The sequence below is a fragment of the Bordetella parapertussis genome, assembly GCF_020735925.1.
GTDB classification, from domain to species: Bacteria; Pseudomonadota; Gammaproteobacteria; order Burkholderiales; family Burkholderiaceae_B; genus Bordetella; species Bordetella pertussis.
In genome coordinates this window covers 2,083,341-2,102,535 of sequence record NZ_CP085971.1, presented here as the reverse complement: position 1 = coordinate 2,102,535, position 19,195 = coordinate 2,083,341, and the positions used below count along the sequence as shown (strand labels likewise).

Here is a 19,195-nt window from a genome sequence, read left to right as displayed (position 1 = left end):
GGTTACACCATTGCCTTGGCAAATCCTCTTCCGGTTTCTCGACAGCAAAGGAATTTATTGTGGCTTCGACCAGCAAGACCACCATGGCCTGCGTTCTTGGATTCTGCATGGCATTGGCGAGCGCCGCTCAAGCCGAGCCCTCCACCCCTCTGGCCACTGGCCTGACCAACTCCGGCAGCGCCGAAGGACAAGTGATCAACGCCGTGCGCAGTGGCGAGATCCTGTCCATCAAGATCCGGTTCAAGCCCGTTGTCATGGGCAAGACGGAGACGATCTACTCGCAGATCAGCAAAAGCGACTACGAGAACAGCTTTTACGTGATCGCAGGCAATAAGAAACACCTGCTATTGAAAGATAGCAACGATGTACCGCTGACGAATCCCAAGGTACTGATACGGACGTCAAGCGATGCGCCCATCGCGGGCAGCTGGCAGGGCAAGTTTCCCGCCCCGCCCAAGGAAATCAAAGAGGTTTCGCTGACGATCCCGGGTGTCGAGACTTTCGACGCCATCCAGATCACCGACCGCTGAGATGGCGACCCATCCTGCCGGGCCAACGTTGCTGGCGGCGCTGGCGCTGCTTGCCGCCTCCAGCGGTTCCATGGCGCAAGAGCCGCCCTATAAGAGCACGATACTGGGCTTGCAGGCGACCATCCTGGACCTGAAGGGCTTGCCGTCCGACACCGACGGCGACATATCGGACCTGAGCGCCCAAGTGGGTGCGCTGGCCGCGCGCCATGAAGGCGTGTCGGTACGGCAGGGCAAGGATGCCGTCACCATCGCCATGATGGGCGACGTACTCTTCGATTTCGACAAGGCCGACATACTCGCCGCGGCCGAACCCACTCTGCAGGACATCGCGAAGCTGATCAAATCCCCCGCCACCGGCATCGTCGCCATTGAAGGTCACACGGACTCCAAGGGCTCGGACTCCTATAACAAGGGCCTGTCATTGCGACGGGCCCAGGCCGTTGCGCAGTGGCTGGGCGCTCACGGGGTAGACGCGGCGAAACTGTCGGTCAGGGGCCTGGGGGCTGCCAGGCCCGTACAGCCAAACCAGCTCGCCAACGGGGCGGACAATCCGCAAGGACGCGCCCAGAACCGCCGGGTGGAGTTTGTGCTGCCCCACCGCTGACACGATCAGGCGGCCTTGGCCAGCAACTGCGCCAACTCGGTCAGGCTGCCAGCCTGGTAGTCCCAATTTTCAGGCGCCCCCCGATAACCTGCCTTCGACGGATCCGCTGCGCGCTGGCGCTAGACATAGGCTGTTTTCAGCCCGCATGAGCGAGCCGCATCCAGATCGTAGCCATGCGCGGCGACCAGCATGGCGCGTTGCGGGGGCACGTCCAACAATGCACAGGCATGCAGATAGGCTTGGGGGGCAGGCTTATAGGATCGGGAAGCGTCCGCACCGAAAACCATGTCCCACGACAGGCCAGCGTGCCTGGCCATGTCGACCAGCAACCTGGTATGCCCATCGGACAAAGGCGCAACGATAAAGCGCTGCTTCAGCTGAGCGATACCTGCTACCGAATCGGGCCAAGGCCGCAGCTTGTGCCATGCATGGTTCAGGGTTTCCAGTTCGCTGCGAGCGAACCGCGATGGCGTCAGATCGAACTGCGCCAGGCAAGCCTGCAGATTCTCCATGTTGATGATATCGAGAGGGGCAAAGGCTCGCTGTCCGGCGCGGATCGGCTCGATGGCGGCATCATATTGCCCGACCCAGGCATCCGCGAATTGATGGGCATCGACATGAGGCAGCGCATGGCGCTTGAGGAATGCGGCGACCTCGTCCGCGATGCTGCCGCGCCAATCGACGACGGTTCCCAGCACGTCAAAGAACAAGACCTCGATATCCGTCGCACGAGCGGGTTCCATCGCATCCCTCCGCATTGAGTTTCAACCTATGCAGGACGTCAGCCTCGGTCCTGCGGCCAGGCAGGCAGCCGCATCGATGCTCCTGCCGGGTTCTCTGCGGAGGCTCCTGCATGGCGCCTAGCTTACGCCAGGCGTCATTCCGTTGCACGCCGCCCGCGGCGTCAGAACTCCATCGAAGCCGACAGCGTGAAGGTGCGCGGACCGCCCAGCACCAGGTAGCCATTGCCGGGGTAGCCGCCCACGGAGGACCAGTAGTCGCGGTTGGCGATGTTCTCGACGCGGGCGCGCCAGGTCACCAGATGGCCGCCGATATCGGTCATGTAGCGCAGGCCGGCGTCCAGGCGCGTCCAGCCCGGCACCTCCAGGGTGTTGGCCGCATCCGCATAGGACGAGCCCGTATAGACCACGCGTCCGTCCACGGTCAGGCCCTGCACGCCGGGGATGTCCCACTCCACGCCGAGGTTGGCCTGGAAGCGCGGCACGCCGATGACGCGCTTGCCGTCGGTGGCGGCGTTGCCGGTACTGAGCTGCTTGGCGTCCAGCCAGGTCAGCCCGCCCAGCACGCGCACGCTGCGCGTGAGCTCGCCGTAAGTCGTCAGTTCGACCCCGCGGTGGCGGTCCTTGCCCGAAGCGCGGAAGACCTGGTCATCGCCCACGAACCCGCGCGGCTTGTCGGTGGAAAAGAGCGCCAGGCCGCCGCCCAGGCCGTCGTGCTCGAACTTGACGCCCACTTCCTTCTGCTTGGACACATAGGGCGCCAGCGATTCGCCGTGGTTGACCACCGGCAGGCCGTTGGCGGTCTGCGGCGCGGTGTCGCCCGCCGACAGGGCCTCGATGTAGTTGGCGTACAGCGACACCTGGGGCGTCACGCGCACCACCAGGCCGGCGGCGGGCGAGTTGTGGCTTTGCTCGTAGGGCGTGCCGCCGATGCCCGTGTCGTAGCTGTAGTCGCGCTGGTAGAGGCGCTGGTGGCGGATGCCGGCGGTCAGCAGCACCTTGTCGTCGAAGAACGACATGGTGTCGCCCAGCGCATAGCTGGCCAGCCGGATGACGCCCTGCTTGGCGGGATCGTCCATGTCGTTGCCGCGAAACGCGGTGCTGCTGATGGCCGGCTTGGCGTAGCTGACGGGGTCGTAGATGCTGGTGTCGAACTGGTTGAAGAAGTCCATGACATAGGCGTTCTTCTTCTCGAGGTCGAAATAGGACGCCGAGGCGACCAGTTCGTGTCCCACCGGGCCGGTGCGCGCCTTGGCGCGCAGGCCGATCTCGCCCGTGTTGACGGTATCCTCGCGGGCGTTGTCGAAGCGGTAGAACTTGCCCTGCCCCGCGCCGTTGACGCCGTTCAGGTTGGCCAGCGAGTTCTCCTCCTTGCTCTGGCGCATGCCATAGGCGGCCCAGCCCGTTATGCGGTCGTTGAAGTCATATTCGCCGCGCAACGTGCCGAACACGTCGCGCTCGTTGGAGTACGACCAGGGCTGGGCATAGTTGGAGCCGGCGTCGGGCGCGCCCGGCACCTTGGCGGCATCGCCAGCCAGCGTGACATTGGGGCGCGCCCGCTTCAGGCGGTTGTCCTGGTAGCCGATATCGGCCGACAGGCGCGCGCGCTCGCCGCGCCAGTCCAGGCCCAGCGCGAACACCGTGGTGCGGGTGCGCTCGCCGTCGATGGCGGTCTCGCCGCCGCGCTGGGCGGCGTTGATGCGGATCCCGACGCTGTCGTCCGGGCCGAAGCGCCGGCCGATGTCGGCCGAGGCCTCGAGCATGCTGTCGCTGCCGTAGCCGGCCGAAAAGCGCGTCAGCGGCTCGTTGGGCGCGCGCTTGGGAACCAGGTTGATCACCCCGCCGATCCCGCCGCCGGACGGCGGCGCGCCGGTAAGAAACGCCGAGGCGCCGCGCAGCACCTCGACGCGCTCGAACAGCTGGGTCGAGATGTACTGGCGCGGCAACAGGCCGTAGAGGCCGTTGTACGCGATGTCGTCCGAGCTGAGGATGAAGCCGCGGATGAAATACGACTCCTGGAAGTTGCCGAACCCGCGCGCCACCCGCACGCCGGGGTCGTTCTGCAGGACGTCGCCCACCCCCTTGGCCTGGCGGTCCTGGATCAGTTCGTTGGTGTAGGCGGTGATGGAGAACGGGGTTTCCAGGTTGTCGCGCGTGCCGAGGATGCCGACCTTCGCGCCCGTGGCGACCTGGCCTCCCGCGAACGCCGGCGCCAGGCCGCCGGCGGAGGCGTCGGCGCTGGCCTCGACCCTGACGGCGTCCAGGGTGATCGAGGCATCGCCGCCGGCGGCGGGCGCGGCTTGCGCCTGGATGACGCCTGCGTACCAGGGCAGCAGCACGGCGAGATAAGCGAGCGGTAATGGCTTCATGGTGGTTGTCCGTAGGGGGATGTGCGGCCACGCAAGCGGCCTGCCGTGCGCGGGCCGGCCATGGCCACCGCCCACCGGCTTGCGTGCATGAGAGCCTGCCATCTTAACTAATAAATCAAATCGTTCTCATTCAAAATAAAAAATCCGTCGCGCGGCGGCAACGCCGGGACATGCAAAGACCTTTCGCACAAAAGACGGGAAATCGGCCCTGTTCTTGGACGGGACATGGCCCGGAGAACACTTAGAATGCCGCAGTGACTGGAGAGACGAGACGCAATGTTCGGACGCTGGATCCTGCTGCCCACCCTTCTTGCCCTGGCGGGCTGCGCCAGCACGCGCCCTCCGGCCGACCCCGAGAACATCTGCGCCATCTTCCGCGAGAAGCCCTCCTGGCACGATGCCGCCCTCGATGTGCAGAAGAAATGGGGCGCGCCGGTCAATGTGCCGATCGCGATGATGTACCAGGAATCCAGCTTTCGGCACGACGCCCTGCCGCCGCGCTACTACTTCCTCGGGTTCATTCCCTGGGGCCGGGTCAGCTCGGCCTATGGCTATGCGCAGGCCAAGGACGAAACCTGGGCCGACTACAAGCGCGAGGCCGGCGGCTGGCTGGCCAGCCGCGACAACTTTTCCGACGCGCTGGACTTCATGGGCTGGTACATGAGCAAGACCCAGCGCATCAACGGCGTCTCGAAATGGGACGCCTACGGCCAATACCTGAACTACCATGAGGGCTGGACCGGCTATCGCAACCGCAGCTACGACCGCAAGGCCTGGCTCAAGCGGGTGGCGCAGCAGGTGCAGGCGCGCGCCGAACGCTTCGGCGCCCAGTACAAGGGCTGCGAGCGCGAGCTGAACCGCGGCGGCTGGCTGTTCTGAGTCGGCGACCGGCCCGCTGCTTGCGCGCTGTCATGCCGCCGATAGCCGGATCTTGGTAAAACCATGGGAGCACGTCGGCCCGGCTCCCGCCTCGCGCGGGAACTTTTGACGCATCGATCAAGTCTTATATAAGACACAAGACATCAACCCAACCCCCGCTTTGTCCCGCATTGCATGACAAGCGCGTCAAAACGCCTGAAAATGGCGGCTTTACGCGGTCACATCACGGAGTCCATCATGCCGCACAATACGTTCGACACTCTCAAGACTTTCAAGATCGGCAAGAAAACCTGTCAGCTCTATTCGCTGCCGGCCCTGGGCAAGGCCCTGGGCGTGGATGTACAGCGCTTGCCGGTGTCCATCCGCATCGTGCTCGAATCGGTGCTGCGCAACTGTGACGGCGCCAAGGTCACGCAAGAGCACGTGCGCCAATTGGCCAACTGGCAGGCCAACGCCAAGCGCGAGGACGAGATCCCCTTCGTGGTGGCGCGGGTGGTGCTGCAGGACTTCACCGGCGTGCCGCTGCTGGCCGATATCGCCGCCATGCGTTCGGTGGCTGCCAAGATGGGCAAGGACCCCAAGCGCATCGAGCCGCTGGTGCCGGTGGACCTGGTGGTGGACCACTCGGTCATGATCGATTACTTCGGCACCAAGAACGCGCTCGACCTGAACATGAAGCTGGAGTTCCAGCGCAACCGCGAGCGCTACCAGTTCATGAAGTGGGGCATGCAGGCCTTCGACACCTTCGGCGTGGTGCCCCCGGGCTTCGGCATCGTGCACCAGGTCAACCTCGAGTACCTGGCGCGCGGCGTGCACCGTGACAAGAACAACGACGTCTACTACCCCGACTCGCTGGTGGGCACCGACAGCCACACCACCATGATCAACGGCATCGGCGTGGTCGGCTGGGGCGTGGGCGGCATCGAGGCCGAGGCCGGCATGCTGGGCCAGCCGGTCTATTTCCTGACGCCGGACGTGGTCGGCGTGGAGCTCAAGGGCAAGCTGCGCGGCGGCGTGACCGCCACCGACCTGGTGCTGACCATCACCGAGATGCTGCGCCGCGAGAAGGTGGTGGGCAAGTTCGTCGAATTCTGCGGCGAAGGCACCGCCAGCCTGTCGGTCACCGACCGGGCCACCATCGGCAACATGGCGCCCGAGTACGGCGCGACCATGGGCTTTTTCCCGGTCGACGAACGCACCATCGATTACTTCGAAGGCACCGGCCGCACGGCCGAGGAAATCGCCGCCCTCGAGGCCTATTTCAAGGCGCAGAAGATGTTCGGCGTGCCCAAGGCCAAGGACATCAACTACACCAAGCTGCTGACGCTGGACCTGGGCACCGTGGCGCCGTCGCTGGCCGGCCCCAAGCGCCCGCAGGACCGCATCGAGATCGGCAACGTCAAGAACACCTTCACCGAGCTGTTCTCCAAGCCCATCGCCGAAAACGGCTTCAACCAGCCGGCCGACAAGCTGCACCAGACCTACACGACCAGCGCCGGCACCAAGGTCAAGAACGGCGACATCCTGATCGCCGCCATCACGTCGTGCACCAACACGTCGAACCCCAGCGTGCTGCTGGCCGCCGGCCTGCTGGCCAAGAAGGCGGTCGAGGCCGGCCTGAAGGTGCCCAAGCACATCAAGACCTCGCTGGCGCCCGGATCGCGCGTGGTCACGGAATATCTGACCAAGACCGGCCTGCTGCCCTATCTCGAGAAGCTGGGCTTCGACGTGGCGGCCTACGGCTGCACCACCTGCATCGGCAACGCGGGCGACCTGACCGCCGACCTGAACGAAGCCATCCTGGGCAACGACCTGGTGTGCTCGGCCGTGCTGTCGGGCAACCGCAACTTCGAGGCCCGCATCCACCCGAACATCAAGGCCAACTTCCTGGCCTCGCCGCCGCTGGTGGTGGCGTACGCGCTGGCCGGCACGGTCACGCGCGACCTGATGACCGAACCGGTGGGCCGCGGCAAGAACGGCGACGTGTGGCTGGGCGACATCTGGCCGAGCAGCGAGGAGATCCAGGCGCTGCTCAAGTTCGCCATGAATCCGACCGCCTTCAAGGAAAACTATAGCCAGGTCAAGAGCAACCCCGGCAAGCTGTGGGAGAACATCAAGGGCGTGACGGGCGAGACCTATAACTGGCCCGAATCGACCTACATCGCCGAGCCGCCGTTCTTCGAAGGCTTTGGAATGACGCCCGCCGCAATGCCGGCGGTCAAGGGCGCGCGCGCGCTGGGCATCTTCGGCGACTCGGTGACCACCGACCACATCTCGCCGGCCGGCTCCATCAAGGAGACCTCGCCGGCCGGCAAGTGGCTCAAGGAGAACGGCGTGATGAAGGCCGACTTCAACAGCTACGGTTCGCGGCGCGGCAACCACGAGATCATGATGCGCGGCACGTTCGCCAACGTGCGCATCAAGAACCTCATGATCCCGGCCCGTCCGGACGGCAGCCGCTTCGAAGGCGGCGAGACGCTGTTCCAGCCCACCGGCGAGCAGATGTCGATCTACGACGCCGCCATGAAGTACGTGGCGCAAGGCACGTCCTCGGTCGTGTTCGGCGGCGAGGAGTACGGCACCGGGTCGTCGCGCGACTGGGCCGCCAAGGGAACGCAGCTGCTGGGCGTGAAGGCCGTGATCGCGCGCAGCTTCGAGCGCATCCACCGCAGCAACCTGGTGGGCATGGGCGTGCTGCCGCTGCAGTTCAAGGGCGGCGACAGCGCGCAGTCGCTGGGCATCGTGGGCAACGAGACGTTCGACGTCACGGGCCTGGAAGGCGGCATCAAGCCGATGCAGGACGTCACCCTGACGATCCACCGCGCCGATGGCTCGCGCCAGGACGTGACGGTGCTGCTGCGCATCGACACGCCCATCGAGGTCGATTACTACCAGCACGGCGGCATCCTGCCGTTCGTACTGCGTCAGTTGCTGGCCGCCTAACGGCGGCCCGCCTCAAGACCTGCGCGACCCGAACCCTCCGGCCTGCTGGCCGGAGGGTTTTTTCGTTGGACGGGATCACACGGCGCGGATCATGCGGCCGGTCGCGGCTCAGGCGCCGAACTGGTAGGCGTCCATGGCCAGCGCGCCGTATGCGACCTCGTCGTTGAGGCGGCGCGCGGGCATGCCGCCCGCCCCCAGCGCCACGTACAGCGGCATCAGGTGGTCGTCGTGCGGATGAGCGCGGGCAGCGCCCGGCGCGCGCGCCTGCCAGTCCAGCAGCGCCTCGACGTCGCCCGCGGCCAGATGCTCGGCATACCATTGCTGAAACGGCGCCACGTAATCCTCGGGCGGCGCTGCGTGCGGCATGCGCACGTCGCGCAGATTGTGCGTCAGCGAACCCGATCCGATCACCAGCACGCCGTCATCGCGCAGCGGCGCCAGCGCCTGGCCCAGCGCATACTGGCCGCGCGCGTCGCGCTCCATGTCCAGCGACAGCTGCACGACCGGCAGGTCGGCGTGCGGACACAGGTAGCGCAACGGCACCCAGGCGCCATGGTCGAGCGGACGCCGCGCATCGTTGCCGGCCTGGATGCCGGCGTGCGCGAGCACGTCCACCACCTGTTGCGCCAACCGGGGCGAGCCCTCGGCCGGGTACTGCAGCTGGTACAGGTCGGCGGGAAAGCCGCCGAAATCGTGCCAGGCGACCTGGCGGTCGCGGGTCGAGACCGCCAGGCCCTGCCCCATCCAGTGCGGCGAAACCACCAGCACCGCGCGCGGGCGCTCGGGCAGCCCGTCGCTCCAGGCAGCCAGCGCGGGGCCGGTGCGGCCTGGCTCGACCGCGAGCATGGGGGAACCATGGGAAACGAACAAGGTGGGCAGGCGCATGGCGACCTCCGGCAAATAGGGATGGCTTATTGTCGGAATTTTCAGCCCAGCAATAAATCCCATGACTATCCATAGACTATTGCCAATATAGCAACAACACAGCACGGCCCCGGCGGCCCGGACAGGTACACTATGAGGTTCGCCACTTTATTTCGTCTGATCTCACCTCATGGCCCGTACCCGCAGTCAATCCTCTCCCCGGCTGAACCGCGACGCTTCGCGCCTGGTGGCGCTGGCCCACGCGCTCGACCGCTCAGGCAGCAAGGTCGAAGACCTGTACTGGGAGGCACAGTTGGCGGAGGCCATCACCAAGCTGCTGCGCAGCGGCCATGACGCGCCGCTGGAAAGCGCGCTGGACAATCTCGCGCAAACCGATCCCGGCGCCTACGAAGTGCTGATCGAGCAGTCCGAGACACTGTCCGAATCGATGCAGATCGAAAAGAACGGCACCCGCCATGACGTAGTGCTGCTGGTGGCGCCCGTCGTGGCGTGGACGCGCTACACGATTCCCACCGGGCCGATTCCGGCGCCGGCCCAGCAGGCGCTGCTGGCGCAGCTGCATGGCCACATCCTGGCCGACGGCGTGCGCGTGGCCCTGATGCCGCACCTGGTCAGCATCGACCAGATGCCGCGCACCTTCGCCGAGACCTGGCAATGGCTGCACCGCCTGGGCACGCAGGCGCTGGGCGCGGAAACCGCCAAGCCCGCCTTGAACGACGACGTGGAAACCGCCAACATGCTGGCCGACACGCGCTACGTGGTGGCGGCCGTGGCCGTGCCCGAGCGCGCGCCGGTGTTCCGCTGGCAGGAGCGCTGGGACGACCCGCAGGCCAGCCGCGACGCCTGCCTGGCGCAATGGGTGGAACAGGCCCAGCCCACGCTGGCCGCGCTGCTGCCGGGCTGCGGCATCGAATGCCTGCTGCCCGACGCCTATTACGTGAGCAACCGCGAAGCCGACCGCCGGGTGCGGCCGCTGTCCCTGCGCGCCGCCATCGCCTGGCTGGAAAGCGCGGTCAGCCTCGAGCCCTCGCAGATGCGCGCGGTGGTGGCGGGCTGCGGCGAAGCCCGCATCGACGAATACCGTATCGGCTTTACCGCGCGCAACAGCAACGACGTCTATTACGGCTGTGTGTGGCCGCTGTACGGGCGCGAGGACGACATCCCGGCCGACGAGGGCCAGCCCGACGCGGTCGACGAGATCGCGGCCCTGCTCAAGGAATACGGCGTGAGCGACGTGCGCCGCATCCCGGGCGTACTGCCGCCCGAGTATTGCGAGGACTGCGGCGCGCCGCACTTTCCCAATCCGCTGGGCGAACTGGTGCACGCGGAACTGCCGGAAGACGCCGAAGCGGTGCCGGCCAAGTTCCACTGACCGGATCGCGCCGCCATGCGCGCCGATATTTTCTGCCGCCTCATCGACAACCTGGGCGATATCGGCGTGTGCTGGCGCCTGGCGCGCCGCCTGGCGCACGGGCGACGCTGGCAGGTGCGCCTGTGGGTGGATGACCTGGCGGCGTTCGCGCGCATCCAGCCCGGCATCGTGCCGGACCGCGACCAGCAGGTATGCGACACGATAGAAATCCTGCGCTGGGACGACCGTGCCGAATGGCCGCAAACGCCCGGCGACGTGGTGATCGAGGCCTTCGCCTGCGATCCGCCGCCCGCGTACGTCGCGGCCATGCGGCAGGTCCAGCCGGTGTGGATCAACCTGGAATATCTCAGCGCCGAAGCCTGGGTGGAAACCTGCCACGGCCTGCCCTCGCAGCGCGCCGACGGCCTGGTCAAGCATTTCTTCTTTCCCGGCTTCAGCGCCGCCACCGGCGGCCTGATCCGCGAGCCGGGGCTGAGCCGCGACCGCGACGCCCTGCAGACCTCGCGCGCGCAACAACGGACGCTGCTGCGCGCGCTGGGCCTGGACGAGGCGGCCCTGGCCCGCCGGGACGACGGCGCGCGGCTGGTGAACCTGTTCTGCTACCCGGACGCTCCCTACCAGGCGCTGGCGCACGCGCTGATGCAGGACGCGCGCCCCACGCTGCTGTTGGTGCCGCAAGGCGTGGCGCCCGGACTGCCCGAACCCGGGCAGCACGGCCAGCTGACGCTCGCGCGGGTGCCCTATGTCAGCCAGCCGGACTTCGACCGCCTGCTGTGGTGCGCCGACCTGAATTGCGTGCGCGGCGAGGACTCGTTCGTGCGCGCCGCCTGGGCCGCCCGCCCGCTGCTGTGGCAGATCTACGCGCAAGCCGAGAACGCCCACCTCGAGAAGCTGCAGGCGTGGCTGGCGCGCTACCCGGCGCCGGCGGCCGCCCATGCGCTGATGCGCGCCTGGAACCAGGCGCCCGGCGCGCCGGCGCCGCAACAGGCCCTGGCCGGCGCGCTGGCCGAACCCGCCTGGGGAGAGTGGAACCAGGCGGCGCGCGCCTGGGACGCCGCCCAGGCGGCGCGCCCCGATTTGGGGGACGCTCTCGCGGATTTCTGCGCGGAACTGGCCAAGACAAGCTAGAATAGAGAGTTATCTGAGTTGCTTTGCCCGGATCGGCCGGTGCTCAAGGCCTCACTTTGACAGCCTCCCGGGGCGCAGCGGTTGCCTGAAAGCACAGCGCGCAAGCACGGCGAGTGCGCAAATCACCCCGGAGTTTTAATCGATGAAAACCGCTCAGGAATTGCGAGTCGGCAACGTGATCATGGTCGGCAAGGACCCGCTCGTCGTCCAGAAGACCGAATACAACAAGTCCGGCCGCAATGCCGCCGTCGTCAAGCTGAAGTTCAAGAACCTGCTGACCGGCTCGGGCAGCGAGTCGGTCTACAAGGCCGACGAGAAGTTCGACGTCGTGGTGCTGGAACGCAAGGAATGCACGTACTCGTACTTCGGCGATCCGATGTACGTCTTCATGGACGAAGAGTACAACCAGTACGAAATCGAAGCCGACAGCATGGGCGACGCGCTGAACTACCTGGAAGAAGCCATGCCCGTCGAGGTGGTCTTCTACGACGGCCGCGCCATCTCGGTCGAGCTGCCCACCATCCTGGTGCGCGAGATCACCTACACCGAACCCGCCGTGCGCGGCGACACCTCGGGCAAGGTGCTCAAGCCCGCCAAGATCAACACCGGCTTCGAACTGAGCGTGCCGCTGTTCTGCGCGATCGGCGACAAGATCGAAATCGATACCCGCACCAACGAGTACCGCAGCCGCGTCAACTGATGCGCGCGCCGCTCGCAGGCGCAACCGAAACGGGCCGCATGCGCGGCCCGTTTTTTTTGCGCCGGGCGGGGTACCTGTCCCGCATGGGGATTGGCGCCTGCCCGTGCAGTGTGCCTGTCCCCGCCGGGACAGGCACACCACGCTCCCGGCGGGACAGGCACCGAATCTAATGCGGCGTGGCCACGCCCGCGCACGCCGGCGAGGCGGCGGCCGCGCGCAAGTAGGCGATGAGGTCGGCGCGCTCGCCCGCATCCGGCACGCCCGCGTAAGTCATGGCGGTGCCTGGCACCGTCTTCAAGGGATCGGCCAGGAAGCGGTCGAGCGTGGTGGCGTCCCAGGTCAGGCCGGAGTCTTCCATGGCTTGCGTATAGGCGAAGCCGGGCACGCTGCCGGCCTTGCGCCCGAGCAGGCCGCAGTGGCGCGGCCCCACCCGGTCGTAGGCCAGCGCGTGGCAGGCCAGGCAGCGCGCGTAGACCTGCTCGCCGCGCACCGGGTCGGGCGCTGCGGCCCGCGCGGCCGCCGACGCAGCCAGGGCCAGGCACAGCGCGCCGGCCCGCCAGGCCAGGCCCGCGTTCATGATACGAAGGCCGAAGGGACCGGGGGCTCGCCCAGCGCCTGGCGCAACACGGCCCAGTGTATCGCTTCGTCGCCCAGTATGCTGGCCGCGGCCTTGGACAGGTCGCGATTGGCGAACAGCGGCACGGCGCCCAGGTAGGCGCTGACGGCGCCCTGCTCCAGCTTCGCGGCGAAACGCAATACGTCGGCCTGCGACTTCAACTGGCTGGTCGGGAACGCATAGTTGCGCTTGGCCGCCACCGGCTGGCCGCCCAGTTTTTCCACGGTCTTGCCCAGCACGTCGGCATGCTCCTTGTGATGGCCCTGGAAGGTCAGCGCCAGCGCGAGCACGGGCTTGTCCAGCAGCTTGCTCTCGGCGCCCAGCTGGTAGGCGGCGATGGCCTCGAGCTCGGCCGCCAGCGCGGTATTGAGGATCTGTACATCCTGGCTGGAGCCCGACCCGGCTTGCGCGGCCCGCGCATCCTTGCCGGCCAGCAGCGCGACCGCGGCGGCCGAAAGAACCAGGCCACCATGGCCGAGGAAGCGGCGGCGCGCCGCACAGGGGCTGGATATCTGCAGGAACGACATGGCTGTCTCCGTGGCGATGGACGGCCGGGCTGGACGGAAATGCCGGCCCGCGGCCGCGGCGCCGGCGAACCGGCGCCGGACCATCCGCTTTGGCGAACAGTCCTGCCTGTTGGATGAGGCGGCCGCCCCTGCCGTTCCTGCGCCGGTCAGGCGCCGGCGCGCTCGCCCCGCCGCGCCAGCACGGCGGCCACGATACGGTCGCAGCGCTGCCCGTCGAACGAGAACGCGTCGCCGATCGCCATGTCGACGTCGCGCGACAGGCCTTCGCGCAGCAGGCCGCGGGCGCGGAAAAAGCGTGTGCGCACGGTCGCCTCGGGAATATCGAGCGCCTGCGCGACCTCTTCCACGCTCAGCTCCTCGACGGCGCGCAGCACGAACACGCTGCGGAACGCGTCGGGCAGGAGATCGATGCGCGCTTCCATCAGGCGGCGGATCTCGGCGCGCATGGCCTGGCGATCCGGCTGCTGATCGATGGCGTCGTGCAGCCACTCCTGGTTCTGCGGATCGGTCGATTCCATGGCGGCATCCAGGGGAATGACCTGCGCCTGCCCGCGCCGCAGCCGGCCCAGCGATTCGTTGATGACGATGCGCACCAGCCAGGTGGACAGCCGGGCGTCGGCGCGAAAGCTGCCCAGCGCGCGCCAGGCGCGCAGATAGGCCTCCTGCAGCGCGTCCTCGGCTTCGGCGTCGCTGTGCAGGATGCTGCGGGCGGTGCGAAACAGCAGGCGGTTGTGGCGCCGCATGATGGTTTCGAACGCGCTGTCCTCGCCAGCGGCCGCGCGCGCGGCCAGTTGGGCGTCCGCGGCCAGCTCGGGAGCCGGCGCCTGGGATTGCAGTGGTGACGGGTGCATGGTGGTGGCCTCCACGCATTGGATGGCGCGGGCCGCGCCCGCGTTCCCGGCCGGCGCTTATTGCATGCGCTCGTCGTCGAGAAAAGCCGGCAGGCTGACGACGTCGATGCCGTCGTCGGCCAGCTCGGCGCGCTCCTGGGGCGTGGCGGTGCCGCAGATCGGCCGCTCGTCGGCCTCGCCTTCGTGAATGCGGCGCGCCTCTTGGGCAAAGCGCGCGCCGACGTTCTCGGTGTTGCGCACCAGCTCGCGCACCTGGCGCAGCACCGCCGCCTGCAGGCGCGCCATGCGCGCGGCCTCGGACTGCGGGGCGGGCGCCGGCGCCGCAGCGGGCTGATGCAGGTGCGCCACGTTCAGGCGCGGCGCGGACAAGCGCTTGGTGATGCGGGACGACTCGCAGACCGGGCACGCGATCTGGCCGCGCGCCTGCTGGGCGTCGTAGTCTTCGTGCGAGCCGAACCAGCCTTCGAACACGTGGCCTTGCTCACACTGCAGATCGAATACTTTGAGTGCCATGGCGTCTATATGAGGGCGAACCGGCAATAATACAAGCGTAGCCGCCTATGCCCCGCCCCGCCATACGGCGCGGCGGGCTGCCGCGCCGTCCGGCCTGTCTTACTTGCCGCGCCTGGCCGGCGCCGCGACGCGTGCCTGCTCGGCCTGCAAGGCGTCGATCTGGCGCTGCATGGCGCGCAGCTGGCTGCGCACTTCTTGGCGCTGTTCGGACAGCGAATCCGCTTCCTGGCGCGACTGGGCCTGCCGCACCGCGACCTGCTGCTCCTGCTGCTGGCGCAGCGCCTGGTCGGCCTGCAGCGCCGTCAGTTCGGCGTTGCGCGCGCCGAGCTGCTTCTCCGCATGCGCGTACTCGGCCTGCAGGCGGATACGCTGGATATCGACCTCGGCCAGTTCCGCCGTCTTGCTGGCGAACGCGCGGTAGGTGGACTCGGCCTGGTTCACCGACTTGGTCTTGAGTACGCGCCAGAAATCCTTTTGTTGGAAAAGCGCGACATAATAGGTGAGCTCGTCCGGCTTGTAGAGCAGGCTGGCGCCATAACTGCCGTTGTAGGTCGTACGCAATTCCGACACCTGGCGCGCCTGGATCAGGCCTTGCAGCTCGCTGACCGTGGAGGCGGGACGCGCGGCGGGCGCGGGGGCCGGCGGCTCGACCGGCGCGGCGGCAGCCTGTTTTTCCTCGACCTGCTGCACCACCGGCCGGCTTTCCGATTGCGCGCTGGCGCAGGCGGCCAGGCTGGACAGGGCCAGGCCGGCGACGGTCAGTCGCGCGCCGGCGCCCAGATAGCGGATTTTCATTCCTTCCCCTCAGCAATAATCTTTCAACTATAGCAACTTATCGTGCGGTTTCGTAAGACCCGTGGCCCAACCCGGTCGGTTACGGATCGGCCACGCCATCGGCCGTTTCGGCCTGCGCTTCGCCCAGCCGCAGCTTGCGCATTTTCTCCCACAGCACTTTGCGGCTGATCCCCAGGTGGTGCGCGGTGTCCTGGCGGCGCCAGCCATTGGCCTCCAGGGCGGCCAGCACGCGCTCGCGCTCGGCGCGCTCGGCCGCGTTGAAGGCCGGCGCGTCGGCATCGCCGGGGGTGGCGGGCGCCAGCGGGGTGGCCTGGGCGTGGCGCTCGAACACCTGCTCGATGCGCGGCTGGTCCCAGGCGCGCAATTGGCGCCGCAGTATGGCGACGCGTTCGGCCAGGTTCGACAGCTCGCGCACGTTGCCCGGATAGCGCGCGGCGGCCACGCGCTGCAACAGCCAGGCCGGCGGCTCGTCCTCGATGCCCTGCTGCCTGAGCAAGGCGGCGAAGATCGCCGTTTTTTCGGCGCCGCCGCGCGCTTCGAGATTGGGAATGTGCAGCTCGATGACGGCCAGGCGATAGTACAGGTCGGCGCGGAACTCGCCCTGCGCCACCAGGGCGCGCAAGTCCTTGTTGGTCGCCGCGACCAGCCGGAACTCGACCGGGATCGCCACGGTGGAGCCGAGCCGCGTCACCGAGCTTTGCTCGAGCACGCGCAGCAGCTTGACCTGCTGGTACGAAGGCAGGTCGCCGATTTCGTCCAGGAACAGCGTGCCGCCGCTGGCCTGCTCGAAGTAGCCTTTGTGCGCGCCGACGGCGCCGGTGAACGCGCCCTTGGCGTGGCCGAAGAAATGGGCCTCGAACAGGCCTTCCGGAATGGCGCCGCAGTTCACCGCCACGAACGGTCCGCCGGCCCAGGACGACTGGTCGTGCAGCAGGCGCGCGATGCGCTCCTTGCCGACGCCGGTCTCGCCGTGGACCAGCACGTTGGCGCGCGCGTCGGCGAACATCTCGGCCTCGGCCAGCAGGCCGCGCATGGCGGGCGAAACCGCGATCATCGCAGGCGCCGGGCGCGGTTCGTCGACGGCCGCCGCGCGCGCCACGCCGGCCAGCCGGAACAGCAGGCGGCGCAGCTCGGCGCCGGTGAAGGCCAAGGGCAAGGTGTACGAGTACGCCGGCGCGTAGTAGCGCGGATCGTGGTTGCGTTCCTCGCCGGCCACCCAGATCACCGGGATGCCCTGGGTGGCCAGCCAGTCGAATCCAGCAAAGCGCGCATCGCCCATGACGCTGACCGACACCAGCCCCACGGCCGGACGCGCCGCGTCGCGCGACGGCGGCAGGGCGACCGAATTGTCGACGTGGATGACCGTCGCCTCATAACCGGCCAGGGCGCGCTCGGCGCGAAAGGCGATGTCCGAAGTGCCTTCCCAGACATACACATCGACAGCGTCGCAAGCCGGTGCCTGGTCGCTCATGTGTGCCTCCGGAAAGTCGAATCAATAAACAAGCTGTACTCCTTTGCCATCGCAATCGATCGACATCATGTGCACATCGGTCACGCCCAGGCGCAGGCCCAGCACGTTTTCGATGAGGGGCCGCAGCAGGTCGGCGCCGATCATGTTGAGGATGTCGGCCAGCGGCTTGAGCAGATAGCCCAGCAGCACGACGATCGCGTTGGGGGGATTGCCGCCGGAAGGCGGCGTGCTGTTGGCCAGGGCCTTGCCCAACTCGTTGACGCAGCCCGCCTCGCTGCCCTGGTAGCCGCCCAGCAGCGACCAGGTCGCGCACTGGTTGGTGGGAAACAGCACGCCCAGGATGCCGCCCAGGATGTCGCCCAGCAGATCGACCAGGTTGCCGACCAGGCCGACCACGTTGCCCAGCAATCCCACCACGTCCAGCGTCACCAGGTTGCCCAGCAGGCCCAGCGTGTTGGCGCTCAGCCCGCCCAGGAAACCGGTCAGGCCGTTCGAATAGTTCTCGATGTTCTCGATGCCGCGCGACCAGCGGGCGCGCCGGCAGTCGTAGCCGGCCTTGCCAGACGCCCCGGGCGTACAGGCGGCCACCTCGGCGGCGGTGTCGGCCCAGATCTTGCCGGCCAGGTCCTTGCGCAATTCGCCCTGGTCGCCGCCGCCCAGGCCCGCGCCGCCCTGCAGGGAGTTGCCGATCAGCGCGGCCAGCAAGGCATCGACCAAGTCCTTCACCGTATCGCCCAGCGCCAGTTCGTTGCCCAGCGAACGGCGCTGGCCCGCGTAGTAGTCGTCTTCGCTGGTGGTCTGCAGCGCCGGGACGACCAGCGGCGGGTCGGGGTTGAGCGAGGCGAGGTTGACGCGCTTGCCCAGCAGGTTCAGCTCCAGCCCCAGCAGGCGCTTGCGCGTCAGGTTCTCGTCGCAGCTGGCCGTGGTGGAGAATGGCCAGTTGGCCAGTTCAGGGCCCGTCAGCCCGGCCGGCGGGCCGCCCAGGCAGATCTTGAGCAGCGACGAGCGGGTGCTGACGACGGCCAGGTCGCGGCCGGCGGCGTCGCGCGCGTGGCACAGCGCCTCGATGGTGCCATGGCCATTGACCACGTCGACGGTAAGCGGAATGTCGAGGTCCAGCCGCACCAGCCCGCCCAGCAGCGAGCCGGTGTCCAGCCTGAGCGGCGCATGCACGCGGATCTGCGAGGTATAGGCGGTGGCGCCCACGCCGCCGATGGCGATGGACGGCGGCTCGACCACGCTGCAGCGCGCCGGCCCGCTCATCAGCAGGGGCACGGCCACGCCGCAGGCGATGGCATGGCCCGAGGTGCCCACGCCGATGGCGGTGGCCAGCACCTCCAGCGCGTCGAGTTCGACATTGAGCGCCGAGGCGGCGTCGGGAGCCTGGATGTTGGCGAACAGGCCGCTGGCGCGCTCGGCCGTCTCCGAGCCCAGCCGTACCGCCAGGTCCTTGACGCCCACCGCCGTCTCGATGGCCTGCACCAGACCTACGTTGGCGTCGAGCAGGCTGTCGCGGCTGGCGGCGCGCACCACGGCGTCGAGCACGCCGTCGAGCGCGCTGACATTGGCCGAGAGCAGTTGATTGAAGTCGGCCACCGAAATGTCGGCCGGCACCGTGATGCCCAATTCCTTGAGCAGGCCGGCCGGGGTGATCTTCACGCCCGCCAGGCCGCTGTCATAGCCCAGCACGGCGGTGCCGCCGATGTCCAGCCCGACCTGCTTGAGCAGCCGGGTCAGTTCGCCCGACCCCGTGGCCAGCAGGCCCGTGCCGACCGAGAAGGCCGCGATGGGATCGGCCGGGCGCGCGGCAATGGCCTCGACTTCCAGGGTGCGGCCGCCCAGGAACGGAAACAATGCCCGCACCGGCATGCCGAGCACCACCGCCACGGCGTTGTAGCGTTCGCTGGCGTCGGCCGGCTCGCGCACATAGCGCGGCGCCAGTTCGGCTTCGTCGCGGGCCCAGCGCCAGCAGGTGGGCTCGATGCTGAGCCCCTCGTCGGCGCGGCTGCCCAGATTGGCGCGCACGCTGGCCCGCACGGCCTGGCCGGCGGCGGCGCAGGCGGCCTCGTCGCCGGGGCTGAGCACCTGCACCCCGGTCAGCGCGGCCAGATCGGCGGTCTTCTGCAGCTCGCGCTTCATATAGAAGAAGTAGCCCAGCTGCGCCGCGCCCAGCAGCGCCACGCCGATCAGGATGGCCAGCGCCGCCGGGATCAGGATGGAGCCGCGCTGGCGGCGCCGCGCGCGCAGCGGGCGGGGGACGTTCATGGACACA

16 protein-coding genes and 1 pseudogene are annotated in these 19,195 nt (G+C 68.0%); 7 read left to right on the top strand and 10 right to left on the bottom strand.

Features of this window, described 5'->3' with window-relative positions; translation table 11 throughout:
• Nucleotides 1-191 precede the first annotated feature (191 nt).
• Together LK409_RS10055 and LK409_RS10050 are read left to right on the top strand one after the other, a co-directional pair.
• Nucleotides 192-530 (top strand): hypothetical protein, encoded by a 339-nt coding sequence (locus LK409_RS10055; protein ID WP_010928527.1) that lies wholly within the window; start codon nt 192-194, stop codon nt 528-530.
• A gap of 1 nt (nt 531) precedes the next feature.
• The gene (locus tag LK409_RS10050; RefSeq protein ID WP_010928526.1) at nt 532-1,134 is read left to right on the top strand and encodes an OmpA family protein; all 603 of its coding nucleotides are present in this window, start codon (nt 532-534) and stop codon (nt 1,132-1,134) included.
• A 5-nt stretch (nt 1,135-1,139) separates the two neighbouring features.
• Here LK409_RS10050 and LK409_RS10045 read toward each other — a convergent pair.
• Both LK409_RS10045 and LK409_RS10040 read right to left on the bottom strand, forming a co-directional pair.
• Nucleotides 1,140-1,877, bottom strand: a pseudogene (locus LK409_RS10045) (haloacid dehalogenase type II).
• Nucleotides 1,878-2,038: 161 nt separating this feature from the next.
• The gene (locus LK409_RS10040; RefSeq protein ID WP_003810200.1) at nt 2,039-4,243 is read right to left on the bottom strand and encodes a TonB-dependent receptor; all 2,205 of its coding nucleotides are present in this window, start codon (nt 4,241-4,243) and stop codon (nt 2,039-2,041) included.
• A 276-nt stretch (nt 4,244-4,519) separates the two neighbouring features.
• On the opposite strand from LK409_RS10040, the gene LK409_RS10035 reads away from it, so the two are divergent.
• On the top strand, nt 4,520-5,122 hold the full coding sequence (locus LK409_RS10035; RefSeq protein WP_003810199.1) for a lipoprotein: 603 nt from the start codon (nt 4,520-4,522) through the stop codon (nt 5,120-5,122).
• Between the two features lie 237 nt (nt 5,123-5,359).
• Nucleotides 5,360-8,065 (top strand): aconitate hydratase AcnA, encoded by a 2,706-nt coding sequence (acnA, locus tag LK409_RS10030; RefSeq protein WP_010928524.1) that lies wholly within the window; start codon nt 5,360-5,362, stop codon nt 8,063-8,065.
• A 108-nt stretch (nt 8,066-8,173) separates the two neighbouring features.
• Here the strand turns inward: acnA and LK409_RS10025 are convergent, their stop codons facing one another.
• Nucleotides 8,174-8,950 (bottom strand): DODA-type extradiol aromatic ring-opening family dioxygenase, encoded by a 777-nt coding sequence (locus tag LK409_RS10025; RefSeq protein ID WP_165326866.1) that lies wholly within the window; start codon nt 8,948-8,950, stop codon nt 8,174-8,176.
• 169 nt (nt 8,951-9,119) lie between these two features.
• On the opposite strand from LK409_RS10025, the gene LK409_RS10020 reads away from it, so the two are divergent.
• The 3 genes from LK409_RS10020 to efp all read left to right on the top strand — a co-directional run bounded on the left by LK409_RS10020 (nt 9,120) and on the right by efp (nt 12,150).
• On the top strand, nt 9,120-10,322 hold the full coding sequence (locus LK409_RS10020; protein ID WP_003810196.1) for a DUF2863 family protein: 1,203 nt from the start codon (nt 9,120-9,122) through the stop codon (nt 10,320-10,322).
• 15 nt (nt 10,323-10,337) lie between these two features.
• Nucleotides 10,338-11,450 carry an elongation factor P maturation arginine rhamnosyltransferase EarP gene (earP, locus tag LK409_RS10015; protein WP_010928522.1) on the top strand — a complete coding sequence of 371 codons (1,113 nt, stop codon included), beginning with the start codon at nt 10,338-10,340 and terminating at the stop codon, nt 11,448-11,450.
• A 142-nt stretch (nt 11,451-11,592) separates the two neighbouring features.
• Complete coding sequence (efp, locus tag LK409_RS10010; protein WP_003810194.1) at nt 11,593-12,150, top strand: elongation factor P; 558 nt, start codon at nt 11,593-11,595, stop codon at nt 12,148-12,150.
• A 166-nt stretch (nt 12,151-12,316) separates the two neighbouring features.
• On the opposite strand, the gene LK409_RS10005 is transcribed toward efp, so the two are convergent.
• The 7 genes from LK409_RS10005 to LK409_RS09975 all read right to left on the bottom strand — a co-directional run bounded on the left by LK409_RS10005 (nt 12,317) and on the right by LK409_RS09975 (nt 19,188).
• Entirely contained in the window at nt 12,317-12,727 is a 411-nt protein-coding gene (locus tag LK409_RS10005; RefSeq protein ID WP_010928521.1) for a c-type cytochrome, read from the bottom strand.
• Nucleotides 12,724-13,293, bottom strand: coding sequence for a ferritin-like domain-containing protein (locus LK409_RS10000; RefSeq protein WP_010928520.1), 570 nt, complete (start codon nt 13,291-13,293; stop codon nt 12,724-12,726). Before LK409_RS10000 ends, LK409_RS10005 begins: the two co-directional genes overlap by 4 nt.
• Nucleotides 13,294-13,439: 146 nt before the next feature.
• Nucleotides 13,440-14,144 (bottom strand): RNA polymerase sigma factor, encoded by a 705-nt coding sequence (locus tag LK409_RS09995; RefSeq protein WP_003810191.1) that lies wholly within the window; start codon nt 14,142-14,144, stop codon nt 13,440-13,442.
• Nucleotides 14,145-14,201: 57 nt separating this feature from the next.
• Nucleotides 14,202-14,657 (bottom strand): DUF1178 family protein, encoded by a 456-nt coding sequence (locus tag LK409_RS09990; RefSeq protein WP_041937208.1) that lies wholly within the window; start codon nt 14,655-14,657, stop codon nt 14,202-14,204.
• Nucleotides 14,658-14,756: 99 nt separating this feature from the next.
• The gene (locus LK409_RS09985) at nt 14,757-15,452 is read right to left on the bottom strand and encodes a DUF2968 domain-containing protein (protein WP_003810189.1); all 696 of its coding nucleotides are present in this window, start codon (nt 15,450-15,452) and stop codon (nt 14,757-14,759) included.
• Between the two features lie 79 nt (nt 15,453-15,531).
• Nucleotides 15,532-16,923, bottom strand: coding sequence for a sigma 54-interacting transcriptional regulator (locus LK409_RS09980; RefSeq protein ID WP_003810188.1), 1,392 nt, complete (start codon nt 16,921-16,923; stop codon nt 15,532-15,534).
• A 21-nt stretch (nt 16,924-16,944) separates the two neighbouring features.
• A complete protein-coding gene (locus LK409_RS09975; protein WP_041937207.1) occupies nt 16,945-19,188 on the bottom strand; it encodes a TadG family pilus assembly protein in 2,244 nt (747 codons plus the stop codon).
• Nucleotides 19,189-19,195 lie beyond the last annotated feature (7 nt).